The organism is Mesorhizobium sp. WSM1386 (assembly GCF_055901595.1).
Genome location: NZ_CM148373.1, coordinates 4,924,597 through 4,940,936 on the forward strand (window position 1 = coordinate 4,924,597; position 16,340 = coordinate 4,940,936).

A 16,340-nucleotide genomic window follows, 5' to 3' on the forward strand; every position below is an offset into this window, starting at 1 on the left:
GGAATAGCGTGTGGGTTCTGTCGAGGCCACGAAATACTTCCTAGATGGCCTCCCCTGATCAAGAGGAGGCAAGAGGCGGTCTGGATATAATGACTATCGATGCCCAACTCGCTGATATTGTAAGGAAGCTTCCCGCGCAGAATATTCCTTCAGGAATCCCTTCCGAGACACTCTCTGACATTATTTCGTTGGTGCGTTCTCTTGCGTCCCGGGCCTCTGCAACAAAGCATCCAAACGGTTTCTTTAAGTCCACCCTTTGGGATGAACCGGGGCGAGCCGAGAGCCTCAGACTCCATGTCTGGTTGCCCGATGTTTCAGGAGAGGACTCTAACATACATGGTCACGCTTGGGACTTCACGTCCGTGCTTCTAACAGGACGACTGTTGCAGCGCATTTTTAAGCGCAGCCACAATGGCACTCAGCCAGTCGATGCCTTTCGTTATTTTTCTGGAAGAAAAGGGCGCATCGAGTCAACCGGCCAAGTTTTTGTTAAGGAAGTTGAAACTACAGAAATACCTGAGGGCTCATGCTATTGGTTTGATCGAAACAAGCTCCATACAATTGAATCAATTTCAGCCACAGGCTCGATATCGCTGGTTCTGACTCAGGGCCGAGACCCAAGTAGAACTGTTGATGTATTCTCAATCCGCTCGACAGCAAAGATAGAAGAATCTACTTCGCACGGATTCATGTTGCCGCTCGTAGAGAAAGTTCTTGGCTACACTGTAGGATGACGGGCTGTTTTCACAATTAAATCCTGCACGGCCGATGCGATTTTTTCTAGGGCGCCATTTTTTGTGTTATTATAACTTACGATCTTTCCAATATATTGTGCCCAGCGCCGATCCGCAATAACACTAGCGTAAGTTTCGGCTTGCACCTCAAGCGAAACAACAAGCGGCCTGTCTTGACTACGACGGGAAATGCGTTCTGCCGCCACCTCTACATCGCACTCAAGAAAAATCGACAGATCGGGACCTTGAAAGCCGGCGGCATCCAAGAAGTAATTCAGCTCATCTCTCCACATTTCAGCAACTTTGTGTTGATGCACCAGCGTAGAGAGAATGTATCGATCAAGCACCAAGACATCAGTGCTTGTTGATTGTCTAGAGACGCTTAGCTTGCTGCCGAGAACAAATGCCAAAATAGCCGCTTCCGGATTTCGCCCGCGTAAACTATAACAAACATCCCTGACACTTTCATCGGGAGTTGCCGCGACTTCCACGCGCAGCCCGCCCCAGGACGCTTCACGCATGTATCGACATAAACTGGTTTTTCCAGCCCCATCAAGCCCTTCAATAGCCACAACGATCACGATGGCACCTCCACGTGGCAACGGCTAAGCGTCAGCGCCGACACCGCGTGACATCGACATCAATTGTAGCTCAGATCGGATCGCATGCACGACCATTTCTTTTGACGCAATCGCTATTGTTTTGCTGATATCCTCGGTAACGCTGTGCTGCGTAATGGGGACTCGCTCATCTGAGACCTCTGCCACGCTGTTGTCGCCAGTCGTGAGGTCAAGCGACCCAAGATCGAATGCGTGGGGATCCGTAGCTTCAATAGAAACGACACCCAGACCATCTGGTAGAGGTATATACGCAATTGCTGGATAGACCCGATTTTGGATGCTGCTCTTTACACTTCTGAATACGATAACCCGCGCATTCTCACGGCAACTCCATACATCGCCCCTCGCTCCCTGACACTTGATCCAGCTTTTTCCGTGATAGAAAGTGTCGCTGCCAGAACGCTGCGGGTATCTTGCCACAGCAGTAAGAATCTCAACACTTTTATTGACCGACGATAGGCCCTGTACGTTGTGCTCAGTTACAAGATATATCTTAACTATAAATCCAACATCTCCGAACAAACCAGAACACACAGAAGATATAGACCTGGATATATTTCCTAGTTTCACGTGAAGCTCTCTAGATAATCCATTTGGTTTGAACTGTATGAAGCTTTTTTGCCAATCTGTATTTCTAGGCCCATTCAGAAGGGTATTTATACTATCTACATTTTCAGAAATTACCTTCTGCGCTGCCGCGTCAAGCAATGTGGTGAAATCGCCGATCAGCCCTTTGTCATCAGCGGTCGATATCTTTTGTACAAAATGCTGCAAGGCAACTTGAGACGCGAGGCGAGATATCACCATTCTGGCTTTTATTAATTCGGCAAATAGCTTGTATGACAAAAGATCCTTTGGCATATATATATTGCTTATAACAAGCAGGGCCATAGGAATCAGGAATACTACCAATAATAGCAATCTAAGTTCTAAATCTGAAATCATTGCAAGAGTTACACCAATTACAAAGGGGAAAATAGCAGTGGACACATTTACCCCAATTACCACCAAATTATATTTGGCCGCTTTTTTTGCCGAAAATTCTACAAATTGCCTAAGGACAGTAGGCCCAGCGCCACGCCGCTCATCCAGACCCAAGGCCTTGTCGGCCAATGAAACGATAGCCTGTATCTGCGATGGCTCGAGGTACTCTTTTGAATCTCCTGGCATTTCACCCTCCTTCGATTGCCCCAGGAATTATTCACCTAATATTATCATGAGTGCAACAGAAATGCCGTTATCGAGGTTGATGAGTGCACTATCTTAGGCAAGAGGATACTGCTCAATACTTCCCGTTAGGGTAGTGTCGGAGATTTTTTCTCCCCACGGGACCGCCCTTGTCACGGACAAAATACCGCTTGCAATTCGCAATCGGTATGCTACAGGGCAACCACTTGTGAAATACAACTGGTTATCGAGGAGGTTTTCATGTCCGAGCTGCGTGTCAACGCTTTCACCCTATCGCTCGACGGCTATGGCGCCGGTCCCGACCAGGATCTGCAAAATCCGCTCGGCATTGGTGGGGAATCCCTGCACAAGTGGTTTGTCGACACCCGCACCTTCCGCAAGATGGTGCTCGGGCAAGACGGCGGCACCACTGACGCCGACGAGGCGTTTGCGGCACGCAGCTTCGAGAATGTCGGCGCGTGGATCCTCGGGCGAAACATGTTCGGGCCGATCCGCGGTGAGTGGCCCGACGAGACCTGGAAGGGCTGGTGGGGCGACAACCCACCCTACCATGTGCCGGTTTTCGTGCTGACACACTTTAAGCGAGCGCCGATCACGATGGAGGGCGGCACCACTTTCCACTTCGTCACCGACGGCATCCATTCGGCGCTCGAGCAGGCAAGGTCGGCGGCTGGCGGCAAGGATGTGCGGGTCGGCGGTGGTGTCTCGACCATCCGGCAATACCTGCAGGAGAAGCTTATCGACACCATGCACCTGGCGATCTCACCGGTGCTGCTGGGAACAGGCGAGAACCTCTTCGCGGGCCTGGATATGGTGAAGCTTGGCTATCGGTGCACGGAGCAGGTGGCGACAGCGCTTGCCACGCATGTGATCATTGATCGAGCGTAGGTGGGGAGCGTAATCTCCCCCCTCGTGGGGGAGATCGCAGCTTCATCCGCCTCAATACTTCTCCGGCACGTAAAGTTCGCGCGGCAGAACCTGGCGCTCGTATTCGGGATTGAAGACGCGCTCCGGCAGCGTGATCTCCTCGTGCGGTACCTCTTCATACGGCAGTTGCTTCAGCAGATGATCGATGCAGTTCAGCCGCGCGCGCTTCTTGTCGTTGCCTTCGACGATGAACCAGGGCGCTTCGGGAATGTTGGTGCGGGCGAAGGTTTCTTCCTTGGCCTTGGTGTACTGTTCCCAGCGCACGCGCGACTGGAGGTCCATCGGTGACAGCTTCCACTGCTTCATCGGATCGTGGATGCGCATCAGGAAGCGCATCTGCTGCTCCTCGTCGGTGATCGAGAACCAGTATTTGACCACCGTGATGCCCGAGCGCACCAGCATGCGCTCGAACTCCGGCACGTCGTGGAAGAACTCTTCGACCTGCTCCGGTCCGGCAAAACCCATCACCCGTTCGACGCCGGAACGGTTGTACCAGGAGCGGTCGAACAGCACGATCTCGCCACCGGCCGGCAAATGCGGGACGTAGCGCTGGAAATACCACTGCGATTTCTCGCGTTCGGTCGGCGCCGGCAGTGCCACGACGCGGCAGATGCGCGGATTGAGCCGCTGGGTGATGCGCTTGATGACGCCGCCCTTGCCGGCGGAGTCGCGGCCCTCGAAAATCACCACCAGCTTCTTCCTGTGATAGGCGACCCACGACTGCAGCTTGATCAGCTCCGACTGCAAGGTGATCAGGTCACGGAAATACTGCATGCGGTCGATCGATGGCGGATGCGAGTTCTTGTAGATCTTGGCGATCTCCATCGACAGCGCCGGTTCCGACATTTCGAGCTCATAGTCTTCGTCGAGCGTGTCGGCGAGCTCGGCTTCGAGCCAGTCTTTTGCAGGGGAATTCTGTCTCACCTCGGTCATATCAGTTGCTCCGCTTGCAAGCCTGTCGGTTCACGTCCCTGCTGGCCCGCGGCCTAGAACGGAACACCTTAGCCGAATTCAATATAGGCCGGCAGTGACGGTTTTATTGCAGCCCGAGCGCGATCGCCGGCGCTGCAAATCCCGCGAGATATGATCGATCGTCGTCCTGGCATGGCGACAAGCGGACCGAATTGTCCTACAAATCTCCGGTCGCATTCCGGGCTGCCCTTTCGCGCCGCCCCAATTCAACACGGCCCCGGTTCAACACGGCCCCAGTTCAACACGGCGAATTCAACACAATCGCGAGGACTGACATGGAATACCGCACTCTCGGCCGTTCCGGCCTGAAGGTTTCGACACTGACCATGGGCACCATGACCTTCGGCGGCGCCGGCCCGTTCGCCGCGGTCGGCAACAGCGATCTCGCCGAAGCCAAACGGATGATCGACATGTGCATCGATGCCGGCATCAATCTTCTCGACACCGCCAATGTCTATTCGAACGGCATCTCGGAAGAGATCATTGGCGAAGCACTCGGCGGCAAGCGCAAGAACGACGTGCTGATCGCCTCCAAGGCGAGGATGCGGATCGGCAAAGGACCCAACGACGAAGGCCTGTCGCGCTATCACCTGATCCGCGAGTGCGAGAGGAGCTTGAAGCGGCTCAAGACCGATGTCATCGATATCTATTTCCTGCACGAATGGGACGGCCTGACGCCACTCGAGGAAACCATCGCCGCGCTCGACACGTTGGTCGGCCAGGGCAAGATCCGCTATATAGGCTGCTCCAACTACTCTGGCTGGCAGGTGATGAAGGGGCTTGCCGTCAGCGACAGCCACCACCAGCCGCGTTTTGTCACCCAGCAAATCCACTACACGCTGGAGGCGCGCGAGGCAGAGTATGAATTGCTGCCGATTTCGGTCGACCAGGGGCTCGGCGTGCTGGTGTGGAGCCCGCTCGCCGGCGGCTTGCTGTCCGGCAAATACCGCCGCGACAGCCCCACTGCCCGGCAGCTCGCCGGCTGGTCCGAGCCGCCGATCCGGGACGAGGACCGGCTCTGGCGGATCGTCGACGTGCTGGTCGAAATCGGCAAGGCCCGGGGTGTTTCCGCGGCGCAGGTGGCCCTTGCCTGGCTGCTCGGCCGCCCCGCCGTCTCCTCCCTGGTGATCGGCGCCCGCAACGATGCGCAGCTCAAGGATAATCTCGCAGCCGCAGCCCTGGAACTCAGTGCCGACGAACGCCAGCGCCTCGACGCGGTCAGCCGGCCGCCTTTGCTCTACCCCTACTGGCACCAGCAACTGACGGCAAAGGATCGCTTCGGCCCCGCCGACACGGTTCTCGACCGCAGCGCCATCTGACGGACATCAGGTTCTAGCCCCCGATGAACCGCCAGAGTTCGGGATAGGGTTCGAGCTGGCCGCTGAGCACGAAATATTTGTAGAGCACGAGCAGGGAGATCGCCTGCTCGTCTCGCTGGTTGGAGAACTTGCGGCAATGCGCATTGGCCGCGAGGACGATGCGCTCCGCCGCGGCCGGGTGCCGTTCGAAATAGCTTACTTTTTCGGCCAGATCGGCGAAATCCGGATCGAGCGGCACATAGTGGACATTGGCCTCGAGCTGGCTCTCCCTAAACCACGTCTCGTAGGTCGGCGGCGGCATCAGGCAGAGCGAGTTCGAATTCATGATCCACTTCAGATTGGTCGCCACGTCGTTGCCCTCCAGCGAGACGATATAGCGATAGCGCAGGTGCTGGGCGATGCTGAGAAAGGGCTTGCTGTACTTTGCCGGCGCGTTCGGCTTGTGCGAGCCCGCATCGCAGAACGGCAAGTCGCGCACGGCATCCAGAAACCTTGTCCTGAGCGGATTGTTGAGATCGCCACGCCAGACCACGGCCGGCAATTTGTCGGCGAAGGCAACCGTGTCGACAGGCATGTAGAAGTGGCGGAACTTGTTGAACTTCATGAGCACCGCATTGTCGTTGTCGGCCCGGATCGGGCGATCCTTGACGAATGACGGCACCTTGGGCACCTCGATGACGTCGCCAAACTCCAGGTCGAGGCGCAGTCCGGCATCGAAGTAACGGGCAAATTCCTTCAGGTCGTAGTAATACATGCTGCGTGTCGACGGCAGGCTGTCGATACGGACGGCATCGGGGCTGGGCGAGAACGTGTCGTGCAGTTTGTTGTAGTCGTTCAATCGTTGGCGGACGGCCTCATCGGAGAGCCTGGCCTGCTCGAGGCGACCTGCCAGCCGTCGTCGGAAGATTGCCTGTGGTGCGACATCGCGTATGACATTCCGCGCATAGTAGAAAACCTTTTGGGTCGTTCGCTGTATGGTGGCCATCGTTCTCTGATCAAAACAAGCGCCAGCAAACGCACGACAGCCGGAATAGTTCCTCGCCGCCCTCCAGCTTGGTCGTGTCAGAGATTTCGCAAAATGGGCGGCGCCTCCAAATGGTAACGGCGCGCTTGGCCACAGGGGTCGGCTATGTCGCCGGCAACTATCCCGTTATGTAGCGCCAGACATCGGCATCCGGCTTGATCTGGCCGCTGAGCACGAAATATTTGTAGAGCACCAGCAGGGAGATCGCCTGTTCGGTCTGCTCATTGTCGAATATCCGGCAATAGGCGTTCGCGGCCGCGACGATACGTTCGGCCTTCGCCGGGTGCCGCTCGAAAAAGGCCACATGTTCAGCAAGGTCGGAGAAGTCCGCTGCGAGCGGCACATAGTGGACGTTGGCTTCGAGCTGCCGCTCCGCGAACCATGTCTCGTATGTCGGAGGCGGCATCAAGCAGAGTGACTTCGAGTTCAATATCCATTTGAGATTAGTCGCCACGTCGTTGCCTTCGAGCGAAACGATGTAGCGATAGCGCTGGTGCTGGGCGATGGTGAGAAAGGGCTTGGCATACTCTGCCGGCGCGTTGGGCTTGTGCGAGCCGGCGTCGCAGAACGGCAGGTCGCGCGCTGCTTCCAGAAACCGTGTCCTGATCGGATTGTTGAGATCGCCACGCCAGACCACGGCCGGCAGCTTGTCGGCGAACGGGATCGTATCGGCCGGCATCTGGAAATGGCGAAACTTGTCGAGCTTCATGATGACCGCGTTGCTGTCGTCGTCACGGATCGGCCGATCCTTGACGATCGAAGGCACCTTCGGCACCTTCATGACGTCTCCGAACTCGACGTCGATCAGCAAGCCGGGATCGAAGTAGCGGGCAAACTCCTTCAGGTCGTAATAATACATGGTCGGAGTGAAGGGCAGCTCGCTGATGCGCACGGCCTTTGCGCTTGGCGTGAAACCATCCTGCAGCTTGTTGTAGTAATTCAGCCGCCGGCGCGCCGGCTCGCCGGAAAGCCTGGCCGTTTCGAGACGGGCGGCCAGCCTGCGTCGAAACACGGCTTGGGGAATGATGTCGCGCGCGACGTTTCGCGCATAATAGAACACCCTCGCCGCCGTCCGCGCAATTGTGGCCATGGTTCACTTGATCAAAACAAACAGGCAGCTCTCAATTCGTTGGCGCCCCGACGCTTCCTACACCATTGTGCTGCGCATCTGGCAAGCCCTCCCAACCGCGGAAGCGAACGCCGCGGTACTTTTGCCTCGGCTGTTGTGTTTGGCGGCTAATGCTCCTAGGCAAGGTTTGAGCCGCAAGGCAGGTCAAAAAGGAGCCGATATGGCGCGAGCACCAAACTACGATCAGGAACGCAAGGAACGCGACCGGCAGAAAGCAGCCAAGAAGGCCGAAAAGCAGGCCGCCAAGGTCGCCGCGCGGGAACGGTCCAAGCCGGAGACCGAGACCGACACCGAAACAGAGGAATGACGGCAAGAGGCCCGCGAATGCGGGCCTCGTCGCAATCCAATGGCTCGTCTCAATCTCGACTGGCCGGTCTCAATCCCGATTGGCCCGTCTCAATCCGATTGGATTGCGTCAAGCGGGCGCCTTGTCGCTGACGAAAACGTCGACCTCACGCGCCGCCGCGATGAAGGCACGCCTGGCATTCATGGCCGGCTTGTCGCCGGCCAGCGCGTCATGACAGGCCTGCAGCGCCGCACGGTGCTTGGGGCTGCGCTTGCCGGGCCAGCTGTTGAGGAGGTAATCGGAAGCCTCCCGGGCCGAACGCAAGAGCTGAGTGCTTCCCGCCGTGACGGACTTGACGGTCACGGGTGTTTCAAATCGGTTGTTTTCCATCGCCGCTCTTACGCCATCGGTATCCATGAAGCGAGGCCGAAAGTGCGCTTTGTGTCGGGACGCCGCCGTTTCGCAGCGATTGCCCCCGCCTTGTGCAGGCCGCGCTAAGCAGCGACCACGGCAAAACCCCTGGCGCGAAGCCCACGTCTATCGTTGGCGAGCGACGTCACCAGCCGGTCACGGCTGCCAACGATGTGGGCTGAAAGCCGGCGGGCCGCTTCATCGGCATTGCCAAGGCGTGCTGCCGCCAGGATGGCGCGATGCTCGGCCCAGGCGCGGCCAAGGGCGGCTTCGTCGCGAACCTCCAGCCAGCGGGCGCGCGACAGCCGCGTCATGGCATCGCGAACGGCGCGGAACAGGAATTCATTGCCCGACAGGCGCGCCAGCTCGATGTGAAAGTCCATGCCAACGCGATGCCACTCCTCGCGCGGCGTGCTTTCGTCGCAGGAATCGAGCATCGCCTCGATGACATCGATGGCATTCCCGTCGACGTGCGTGCATGTCAGCCGCAGAGCCGCGACCTCGACCGCTTCGCGATAGACCGCGATCTGCTCGAGCTCGGCAAGGTTGATGGGCGACACCGTCCAGCCGCGCCCGTCCCGGCCGACCAGCCCCTCGGTCTCCAGCCGCAGAAGCGCTGCCCTGACCGGCGTGCGCGAGGCGCCGAAGCGACCTTCGATCCAACGCTCCGTCAGCCGCTCCCCCGGTCCGACCTCGAGCCCAAGGATCATCTCGCGCAACCGCCGTTCGACATTCTGCATCTGCGACATCGCGCTCGCCTTTCCGAAGCCGCATTGACAGCAGCGGGGTTGAAGTTCATGACGGATACCGACTTGGTATCCCAAAACGGTATCCGCAACAAGCGCTGGTATCGAGCAGGCAGGACATGACGCAGGAAGACACCCGACAAAGCGGCTACAACATCCACTGGCGGCGCAATCTCGCCGTCTGCTTCGCGGGCTCGTTCAGTACGCTCATCGCCATGACCCTGCTGCTGCCTTTCCTGCCGCTCTATGTCGAACAGCTCGGCGCGCAGGGACATGCGGCCATCGTGCAGTGGTCCGGCATCGCCTATGGCGCCACCTTCTTCGCCGCTGCCATGGTTGCGCCGCTGTGGGGACGCCTGGGCGACCGCTACGGCCGCAAGGTGATGCTGGTTCGCGCCAGTTTCGGCATGGCGATCTGCATGTCGCTGACAGGCATGGTCGAAACGGTCTGGCAGTTGGTGTTGCTGCGCCTGCTGATCGGTTTTGCCGGCGGCTATTCCTCGGGTTCGACCATATTGGTGGCCATGCAGACGCCCAAGGACCGCTCTGGCTGGGCGCTCGGCGTGCTGTCGGCGGGGATCACGGCGGGCTCGCTGGTCGGCCCCCTGCTCGGCGGCGCCTTACCGCCGGTCATCGGCATCCGCGCCACCTTCCTGTTGTCCGGCGGCGTCATCTTCCTCGCCTTCCTGGCCACCACCTTCCTGATCAAGGAGATGCCCCGCCCGAAGCCAGCCAAAGCCGCTTCGTCGGCAAAGGCGAAGAGCGGCTGGTCGCAGATCCCGGACAAACGTCCGGTCGTGGCGATGCTGACAACCGGTATGCTGCTTGCGTTCGCCACCATGTCGATCGAGCCGATCATCACCGTCTATGTGCAGCAGCTCATCGAGGACCAGAGCCGGGTGACGCTGGTCGCCGGCGTGGTGATGTCGGCGGCGGCGCTCGGCACCATCCTGTCGGCCTCCTGGCTCGGCAAGCTCGCCGACCGCGTCGGTCACTGGAACGTCGTCGTGGGTGCGCTCGCCGTCTCGGCCCTGCTGCTCATTCCGCAGGCTTTCGTCACCGACAGCTGGCAGTTGATAGGACTACGCTTCCTGATGGGCCTGGCGCTCGGCGGCCTGCTGCCCTGCATCACCAGCGTCATTCGCCACAACGTCCCCGACGGTGTCGGCGGCAACGTGCTTGGCCTGGCGATTTCGGCGCAATATGTCGGGCAGGTCGCCGGCCCCTTGACCGGCGGCTTCGTCGGCGGCCGCTTCGGCATGCCGGCGGTGTTTCTCGGCACATCGGTGCTGATGGCCGGCGGTGCCGTCTACAACTGGATTGTCCAGTCGCGGCGGACACGGCATATGCTGCTGGAGGCGGGCGAGCCCTGAGGGATTCGCCCAAGTCGGCAATCGAAGGCGGCGCTATTATGAATCTCGCTGAATCCAACGCCAACCGCATCCTGGTGCTTGCCGGCGGTCTCGTCGGTGCGGCAGGTGTGGCACTGTCGGCGGCGGCCGCGCACCGTGGCGGCGCCTTTACCGGCACGGCCGCATCGTTCCTCCTGATGCACGCACCGGTGTTTCTCGCCGTCGGCCTTGCCGGTGCGAACCGCTTGCTGCGGATGGCCAGCTTGGCCCTGCTTGTCGGGCTCGTGCTTTTCGCGGGCGATCTGCTCGCCCGCGACTTTCTCGGATCGAGACTGTTTCCGATGTCGGCGCCGATCGGCGGCACCCTGCTCATCGCAGGCTGGCTGGCGATTGCCGCCTCCGCCTTGGTGCGCCCAAGATCCTGAGATGCCGAACGGTCAGTCCCGGTGACGTTCGGATCGGACCCAAAGGTCGCGACCGCGCGAGGCTAGCCTTGTCCGGCGCGGCGCCTCGGGCCGCTCGGCGGCCGGCGCGATGCCCCAATAGTTGCGATAGATGTCTTCGAACAGATGCTTGACGGGATGCATGGTTTTTCTCTCTCTTGAATTGAATCGATCCAATCGGTGAGCACAAAAAGGCTGCGCCGATCAGCTCCGCTTGCGTTCCACCAGAAAGCGAAGGTCCCGAATCCATGGGCCGGCATGATTTCGACGCCTGGATCTGTTGGCAGCTGACACAATGCTCCAGTCGTTGCGATAGATGTCTTGAAACAGATAGTTGACGGGATGCATGGCGCACCTCCCCTTCGATCATTTCGGCAGCCTGAACCTGCCGGTTTGGATCGATTCAAAGATAGGCCTTCGGCTGTCGCTGGTCAAGCAGAATTTGAATCGATCCAACGAAAGTGCTAGATGCAAGCCCGGAACGTGCTAAATGCATGTCAGGAGGCACGCGCAAAATGGCGTCACTCACCGCAGGCAATCGACGACCCGTCCGGCTGGCCGACATCGCCAAGGCCGCAGGTGTCTCGCATGGCACCGCGTCCAATGTCTTCAGCCGCCCCGAGATCGTGCGCGAGGAAGTCCGTGAACGGGTCAAGGCGGCTGCAGAGGCGATGGGCTATGGCGGGCCGGATCCGAAGGGCCGGCTGCTGCGGGCCGGCAAGGTCAACGCCATCGGCGTGGCCACCGCCGAGCCCCTCTCCTACTTCTTCGACGATCCCTTCGCGCGCGTCATGATGGCGGGCATCTCGCAGGCCTGCGACGCAACCGGGGCCGGGATTTCCCTGGTCTCGGCCGCCAACAACGAACAGCTTGCCTGGAACATCCAGAGCGCGCTGGTCGACGGCTTCATCGTCTTCTGCATCGAAGGCGGCTCGCGCCTGGTGGAACTGGCACGCGAGCGCAAACTGCCGTTCGTGGCGCTCGATCTGGATTCGCAGGACGGTTCGGTCGCGGCGATCGGCGTCGACAACATCGCCGGCGCCGGCCTGGCGGCGCGCCATCTCACCGATCTCGGACATCGCCGCTTTGCCGTCCTGGCGCTGCCTTTCGCCGACGACAGGACAGGTCTTGTGTCTCCAGAACAGGTTCGGGCCGCGACCTATGCGGGGACGCGCGACCGCCTCACCGGTTATCTCCAGGAGCTTTCGCGGGTTGGCGTCGACATATCCAAAGTGCCCGTCTACGAGACCGCCAACGATGCGGCCACCACGAAAGCAGGGCTCGAAGCCATTTTCGCTTCCGGCGAACCGCCCACGGCCATCCTGGCGATGTCGGACAGAACAGCCCTGGTGGCGCTCGAATGGCTGAGCGCGCGCGGGCTGGCCGTGCCCAGCGATGTGTCCGTCGTCGGCTTCGACGGCGTCCCTGAAGCAGCGACGTCCAAGCCGCCCTTGACCACGATCGCCCAGCCCATCGCCGAGATCGGCCGCCTTGCCGTCAAGGCGATCCTGGAAAGCGACGGCGGGGTCAGCCGGCAGCTTCTGCCTGTCGAACTGATCGTGCGGGCCTCGTCGGCTCCGCCACGCGGCTGAGCCGTGCGGCCAAGCTCAGCGATTGGCTCTTGCCACGGCGGAGATGCCGAAAGGCGCGCGGACTGGCGCGACGTCCTTTTGCGTCGCGCGGGCTTTGCCCGAGCCTGCGATGGTCGACAGCCATTCGAGATAGAAGGCGAGCGCGAACTGCATGGCGATGCCGGCCGATAACAGCAGGCTGTCATAGGCGAGCCCGCCCGGATTGATCAGCCTCATCACCTGGGCGAGCATGGCAATCAGCGTGCCGGCGATGAAGACCGGAAGCGAGCGCTTGCCCAGTATCGCCAGCGGATGGTCGGGGCTGGTCCGGAACAGACTGGAGAGCGCCGGCAGGGCGACGATAAGATAGCTGACCGCCAGGATGTGCAACAGCCGCGGCAACGACAGGAAGGTCTTGTCGAAGCCGCCGATCACCACCGGCAGCTTGAACCAGGTTATCTGCCCCCACAGCGGACTGTGCACCCAGACCAGCGCCGTCAGCACATAGGTCGCGGCGGCGCCGACCAGCCAGCGATTGACAGGGATGACACCGCCACGCCTGACATGCAGCATGGCGGCCAGGCCGATGTTGAACAGGAACTGCCAGGACAGCGGGTTCAGGAACCAGAAGCCAGGCTCGGGATAGTTGGGCGGGGCGATCTGCCAGATGCCGGCGACGAGCCACAGCGCACCGGACACGACAAGTGCGGCGACGGGCCTGTAGCTGACGAACAGGACGAAGGCCGGCGCCATCAAAAGCAGCACGGCATAGACAGGCAGGATGTTGTTGTAGCCAAGCTGATGGCCGAGCGTGACGATACCGACCAGCACTTCCGGCGGGTTCTTCATCAGCGGCTCGATGTTGATCAGCTTCAGCAGGTCCGGCCGCCTGGCAAACACCGCCACGGCGCAGAACAGGGCCATCACCGCCATGGTCGTCACGATGTGGGTGACGTAGAGCACACCCGCCCGCCGCCACATCTTCAAGGTTGCGAGAAGCCGGCCGCCCGGCCGGAATTTCGTGCCGTAGGCGAGCGCGACCGAGATGCCGGAAATCAGCACGAACGCTTCGGCGGCGTCCGAGAAACCGAAATTCTTGTAGGTCAGCACCTCGAAAGCCGTGCCCGGCACATGGTCGACGAAGATGGTGAGCAGGGCGAGCGCGCGCAGCACATCGATACGCGTATCGCGTTCCGGCGAGATGGGGGCCGGCGAAATGGGACCCGGCGAAATGGGGGTGGTCATCGACAAAAGGCCTCAAAGCTGGTTGTTCATGTCCAGCAATGCGATCCCCGGGGCGCACCGCTTCGATTCCTCCCAGGGGAGTGTATCGGCGCAGAAACGGGCTGGAATGCGCCCGGTTCAATCAACTTTCGCGGAGCATGAAAATATTGCGTTTTGAAGCCGGCAAATTCAGCGAAACCTCATATAATCAAGAGGATGCGGAATGATGGGCGACAGCGTCGAAAACGGCCCGCTGCTCATGGATCTGGCCTTTCCCTACCGGCTTCTGGGTGCCGGCGGGAGCCGCCGTGAATGCCTGTTCCTGCTCCATGGTTCCGGTGTCGACGAGACGACCCTGGTGCCGCTGGCGAGACAGATCGCGCCCGACGCCGTGCTGATCGCGGCGCGTGGCCGGATCCCCCAGGAGGACGGTTTTCGCTGGTTCGAGCGGATCACCCCGACGCGATTCGAACAGCAGAGCATCCTTGCCGAAACCGCCGCCTTCGCGGCATTCGCCGGCGAAGTGGCCAAGCGCCATGGACTTGATCTCGCGCGGGCAACATTCCTCGGCTATTCGAACGGCGCCAATCTGGTTTCAAGCCTGATGCTGCTGCATCCAGGCATCGTGCGTGGAGCGGCGCTGCTGAGGCCAATGCCCGTGCTCGAAATGCCTGTACTCGACCCGGCGCCGGCGGCGACCCTCATCGGGACACGAACGCTGATCATCGCCGGAGCAGCCGACGAGACCTACGGACCCTTCGCGCCGGCGCTGGTGATGTTGCTTAGCCGCCACGGCAGCGAGATCGATGCCCGAATCATTCCATCGGGCCATGAAATCGGCGATCCGGACGCGGCGATCGTCAGGCAATGGCTGGCGGGACCGGCGGCGATACAGCGAAGCTGAGGGCTTCTGTCCCGAACGGTCAGAGTGTCGATCTGCGCTCGGCCGTGCGGGCCTGCGGAATCCGCGTCGAGAGACAGCGCCTACCCCCGCCCCATCCTGTTCCAGGCATCAAGTCCGGCGATCTTGTAGGCCTCGGCAAGCGTCGGGTAATTGAAGGTGTTGTTGACGAAGAAGTCGACCGTGCCGCCGAGATTGATCACCGCCTGGCCGATGTGGATGAGTTCGGTAGCGCCCTCGCCGACGATGTGCGCGCCGAGCAGGCGACGCGTTTCGATCGAGAACAACAGTTTCAGGAAGCCGGTGTTGACGCCCATGATGTGGCCGCGTGACGTCTCGCGGAAGCGCGCCACGCCAACCTCGTAGGCGGCGCCACTCTCGCGTACCTGTTCCTCGGACTGGCCGACGGTCGAGATTTCCGGCACCGCGTAGATGCCATAGGGGAACGTTTCCGGCGGCGGCGGCAATGCCACGCCGAAGGCATGGCAGGCGGCGACCCTGCCCTGCTCCATCGAGGTGGAGGCGAGGCTCGGAAAGCCGATGACGTCGCCGGCGGCATAGATGTTCGGCACGCTGGTCTGGAAGGTCCGCGGATCGACCTTGATGCGGCCTCGGGTATCGGCATCGATGCCGACCACATCCAGCCCCAGGCTGCCGACATTGCCGGTGCGGCCGGCGGCGTAGAGCACGACCTCGGAGCGAATGGTGCGGCCATCGGCCAGTTCCACCTCGGCGGCTTCGGGCTTGGAGCGGATTTCCTTCACCGCGCTGCCCAGCCTTATCGTCATGCCGCGATCACGCATCTGATGGATGAAATCGTCGACGATTTCGCGGTCGACGAAATCGAGGATGGAGTTGCGCGGCTCGACCAGCGTCACCGGCACGTCGAGCGCGGAAAAGATCGTGGCGTATTCGACACCGATGACGCCGGCGCCGATCACCGTCAGCGTGCGCGGCAGACGGTCGAGTTCCAGCATCTCGTCGCTGTCGAAGATGCGGGTCTTGTCGAAGGGCACGTCGCGCGGCCGGTGCGGCCTGGTGCCGACCGCGATCAGCGCGTTGGCGAAACCGACTTCGCTGTAGTCGCCATTGTCGGTCGTCAGGCTGACCTTGTTTGGACCGAGAAATTTTACCGCGGCACGTGCGCTCTTGACCGTGTTGCGCATGAACTGGTGCTGCAGGACCTCGACCTCATGGTCGAGCGTCTTGTGCAGCCGCTCGACCAGATCGCCGACCGAAATATCCTGCTTGACCCGGTAGCCGCGTCCATAGAAGCCGCGCTCGCGCCAGCCCGAGAGGTTGAGCACCGTTTCGCGCAGCGTCTTCGAAGGGATGGTGCCGGTGTGCACCGAGACGCCGCCAAGACGCCGGCCCCGATCGACCACCAGCACCGATTTGCCGAGCTTGGCGGACTGCACCGCGGCGCGGCGGCCGGAAGGGCCGCTGCCGATGACCAGCATGTCGTAGTCCATAGTGCCCCGTTCCCCTGCCCC

General features: G+C 60.6%; 18 protein-coding genes. 8 read left to right on the plus strand and 10 right to left on the minus strand.

The genetic code is table 11. The annotated features are described in order from the left end of the window. Nucleotides 1-89: 89 nt before the first annotated feature. Nucleotides 90-734: a hypothetical protein gene (locus AC0NIH_RS24265; protein ID WP_473466675.1), complete on the plus strand. Its 645-nt coding sequence runs from the start codon at nucleotides 90-92 to the stop codon at nucleotides 732-734. On the opposite strand, the gene AC0NIH_RS24270 is transcribed toward AC0NIH_RS24265, so the two are convergent. Next, entirely contained in the window at nucleotides 719-1,315 is a 597-nt protein-coding gene (locus tag AC0NIH_RS24270; RefSeq protein ID WP_473466674.1) for a dTMP kinase, read from the minus strand. The two genes, AC0NIH_RS24265 and AC0NIH_RS24270, sit on opposite strands and share 16 nt — an antisense overlap. A 24-nt stretch (nucleotides 1,316-1,339) precedes the next feature. Further along, nucleotides 1,340-2,524: a hypothetical protein gene (locus AC0NIH_RS24275; RefSeq protein WP_473466672.1), complete on the minus strand. Its 1,185-nt coding sequence runs from the start codon at nucleotides 2,522-2,524 to the stop codon at nucleotides 1,340-1,342. 258 nt (nucleotides 2,525-2,782) lie between these two features. Here AC0NIH_RS24275 and AC0NIH_RS24280 point away from each other — a divergent pair, with 258 nt between their 5' ends. Continuing rightward, nucleotides 2,783-3,430: a dihydrofolate reductase family protein gene (locus tag AC0NIH_RS24280; RefSeq protein ID WP_473466671.1), complete on the plus strand. Its 648-nt coding sequence runs from the start codon at nucleotides 2,783-2,785 to the stop codon at nucleotides 3,428-3,430. A 51-nt stretch (nucleotides 3,431-3,481) separates the two neighbouring features. On the opposite strand, the gene ppk2 is transcribed toward AC0NIH_RS24280, so the two are convergent. Beyond that, nucleotides 3,482-4,402, minus strand: a complete 921-nt coding sequence (gene ppk2, locus AC0NIH_RS24285; protein ID WP_224689815.1) for a polyphosphate kinase 2 — start codon at nucleotides 4,400-4,402, stop codon at nucleotides 3,482-3,484. A 314-nt stretch (nucleotides 4,403-4,716) separates the two neighbouring features. On the opposite strand from ppk2, the gene AC0NIH_RS24290 reads away from it, so the two are divergent. Further along, nucleotides 4,717-5,760, plus strand: coding sequence for an aldo/keto reductase (locus AC0NIH_RS24290; protein ID WP_473466669.1), 1,044 nt, complete (start codon nucleotides 4,717-4,719; stop codon nucleotides 5,758-5,760). A 13-nt stretch (nucleotides 5,761-5,773) separates the two neighbouring features. Here AC0NIH_RS24290 and AC0NIH_RS24295 read toward each other — a convergent pair whose 3' ends face one another. Further along, nucleotides 5,774-6,745, minus strand: a complete 972-nt coding sequence (locus tag AC0NIH_RS24295; RefSeq protein ID WP_473466667.1) for a glycosyl transferase family 90 — start codon at nucleotides 6,743-6,745, stop codon at nucleotides 5,774-5,776. Nucleotides 6,746-6,902: 157 nt separating this feature from the next. Further along, nucleotides 6,903-7,874: a glycosyl transferase family 90 gene (locus AC0NIH_RS24300; RefSeq protein ID WP_473466666.1), complete on the minus strand. Its 972-nt coding sequence runs from the start codon at nucleotides 7,872-7,874 to the stop codon at nucleotides 6,903-6,905. Between the two features lie 199 nt (nucleotides 7,875-8,073). On the opposite strand from AC0NIH_RS24300, the gene AC0NIH_RS24305 reads away from it, so the two are divergent. After that, nucleotides 8,074-8,220 (plus strand): hypothetical protein, encoded by a 147-nt coding sequence (locus AC0NIH_RS24305; protein WP_023780317.1) that lies wholly within the window; start codon nucleotides 8,074-8,076, stop codon nucleotides 8,218-8,220. A 108-nt stretch (nucleotides 8,221-8,328) separates the two neighbouring features. On the opposite strand, the gene AC0NIH_RS24310 is transcribed toward AC0NIH_RS24305, so the two are convergent. Beyond that, entirely contained in the window at nucleotides 8,329-8,589 is a 261-nt protein-coding gene (locus AC0NIH_RS24310) for a DUF982 domain-containing protein (protein WP_013896014.1), read from the minus strand. A gap of 104 nt (nucleotides 8,590-8,693) precedes the next feature. After that, nucleotides 8,694-9,359 carry a GntR family transcriptional regulator gene (locus AC0NIH_RS24315; RefSeq protein ID WP_473466664.1) on the minus strand — a complete coding sequence of 222 codons (666 nt, stop codon included), beginning with the start codon at nucleotides 9,357-9,359 and terminating at the stop codon, nucleotides 8,694-8,696. Between the two features lie 116 nt (nucleotides 9,360-9,475). On the opposite strand from AC0NIH_RS24315, the gene AC0NIH_RS24320 reads away from it, so the two are divergent. Then, nucleotides 9,476-10,729, plus strand: a complete 1,254-nt coding sequence (locus AC0NIH_RS24320; protein WP_473466663.1) for an MFS transporter — start codon at nucleotides 9,476-9,478, stop codon at nucleotides 10,727-10,729. Between the two features lie 38 nt (nucleotides 10,730-10,767). Beyond that, nucleotides 10,768-11,133 (plus strand): DUF423 domain-containing protein, encoded by a 366-nt coding sequence (locus AC0NIH_RS24325; RefSeq protein ID WP_473466662.1) that lies wholly within the window; start codon nucleotides 10,768-10,770, stop codon nucleotides 11,131-11,133. Nucleotides 11,134-11,145: 12 nt separating this feature from the next. On the opposite strand, the gene AC0NIH_RS24330 is transcribed toward AC0NIH_RS24325, so the two are convergent. Beyond that, on the minus strand, nucleotides 11,146-11,295 hold the full coding sequence (locus AC0NIH_RS24330) for a hypothetical protein (protein ID WP_013896018.1): 150 nt from the start codon (nucleotides 11,293-11,295) through the stop codon (nucleotides 11,146-11,148). Between the two features lie 371 nt (nucleotides 11,296-11,666). On the opposite strand from AC0NIH_RS24330, the gene AC0NIH_RS24335 reads away from it, so the two are divergent. After that, nucleotides 11,667-12,743: a LacI family DNA-binding transcriptional regulator gene (locus tag AC0NIH_RS24335; protein ID WP_473466660.1), complete on the plus strand. Its 1,077-nt coding sequence runs from the start codon at nucleotides 11,667-11,669 to the stop codon at nucleotides 12,741-12,743. Nucleotides 12,744-12,758: 15 nt separating this feature from the next. Here AC0NIH_RS24335 and AC0NIH_RS24340 read toward each other — a convergent pair whose 3' ends face one another. Further along, nucleotides 12,759-13,967: an OpgC family protein gene (locus AC0NIH_RS24340; protein WP_473466659.1), complete on the minus strand. Its 1,209-nt coding sequence runs from the start codon at nucleotides 13,965-13,967 to the stop codon at nucleotides 12,759-12,761. Between the two features lie 202 nt (nucleotides 13,968-14,169). Between AC0NIH_RS24340 and AC0NIH_RS24345 the strand changes: the two genes are divergently transcribed. Further along, nucleotides 14,170-14,850: an alpha/beta hydrolase gene (locus AC0NIH_RS24345; RefSeq protein ID WP_473466658.1), complete on the plus strand. Its 681-nt coding sequence runs from the start codon at nucleotides 14,170-14,172 to the stop codon at nucleotides 14,848-14,850. An 80-nt stretch (nucleotides 14,851-14,930) separates the two neighbouring features. Here AC0NIH_RS24345 and sthA read toward each other — a convergent pair whose 3' ends face one another. Next, entirely contained in the window at nucleotides 14,931-16,319 is a 1,389-nt protein-coding gene (gene sthA, locus AC0NIH_RS24350; RefSeq protein WP_287268516.1) for a Si-specific NAD(P)(+) transhydrogenase, read from the minus strand. Nucleotides 16,320-16,340: the final 21 nt, after the last annotated feature.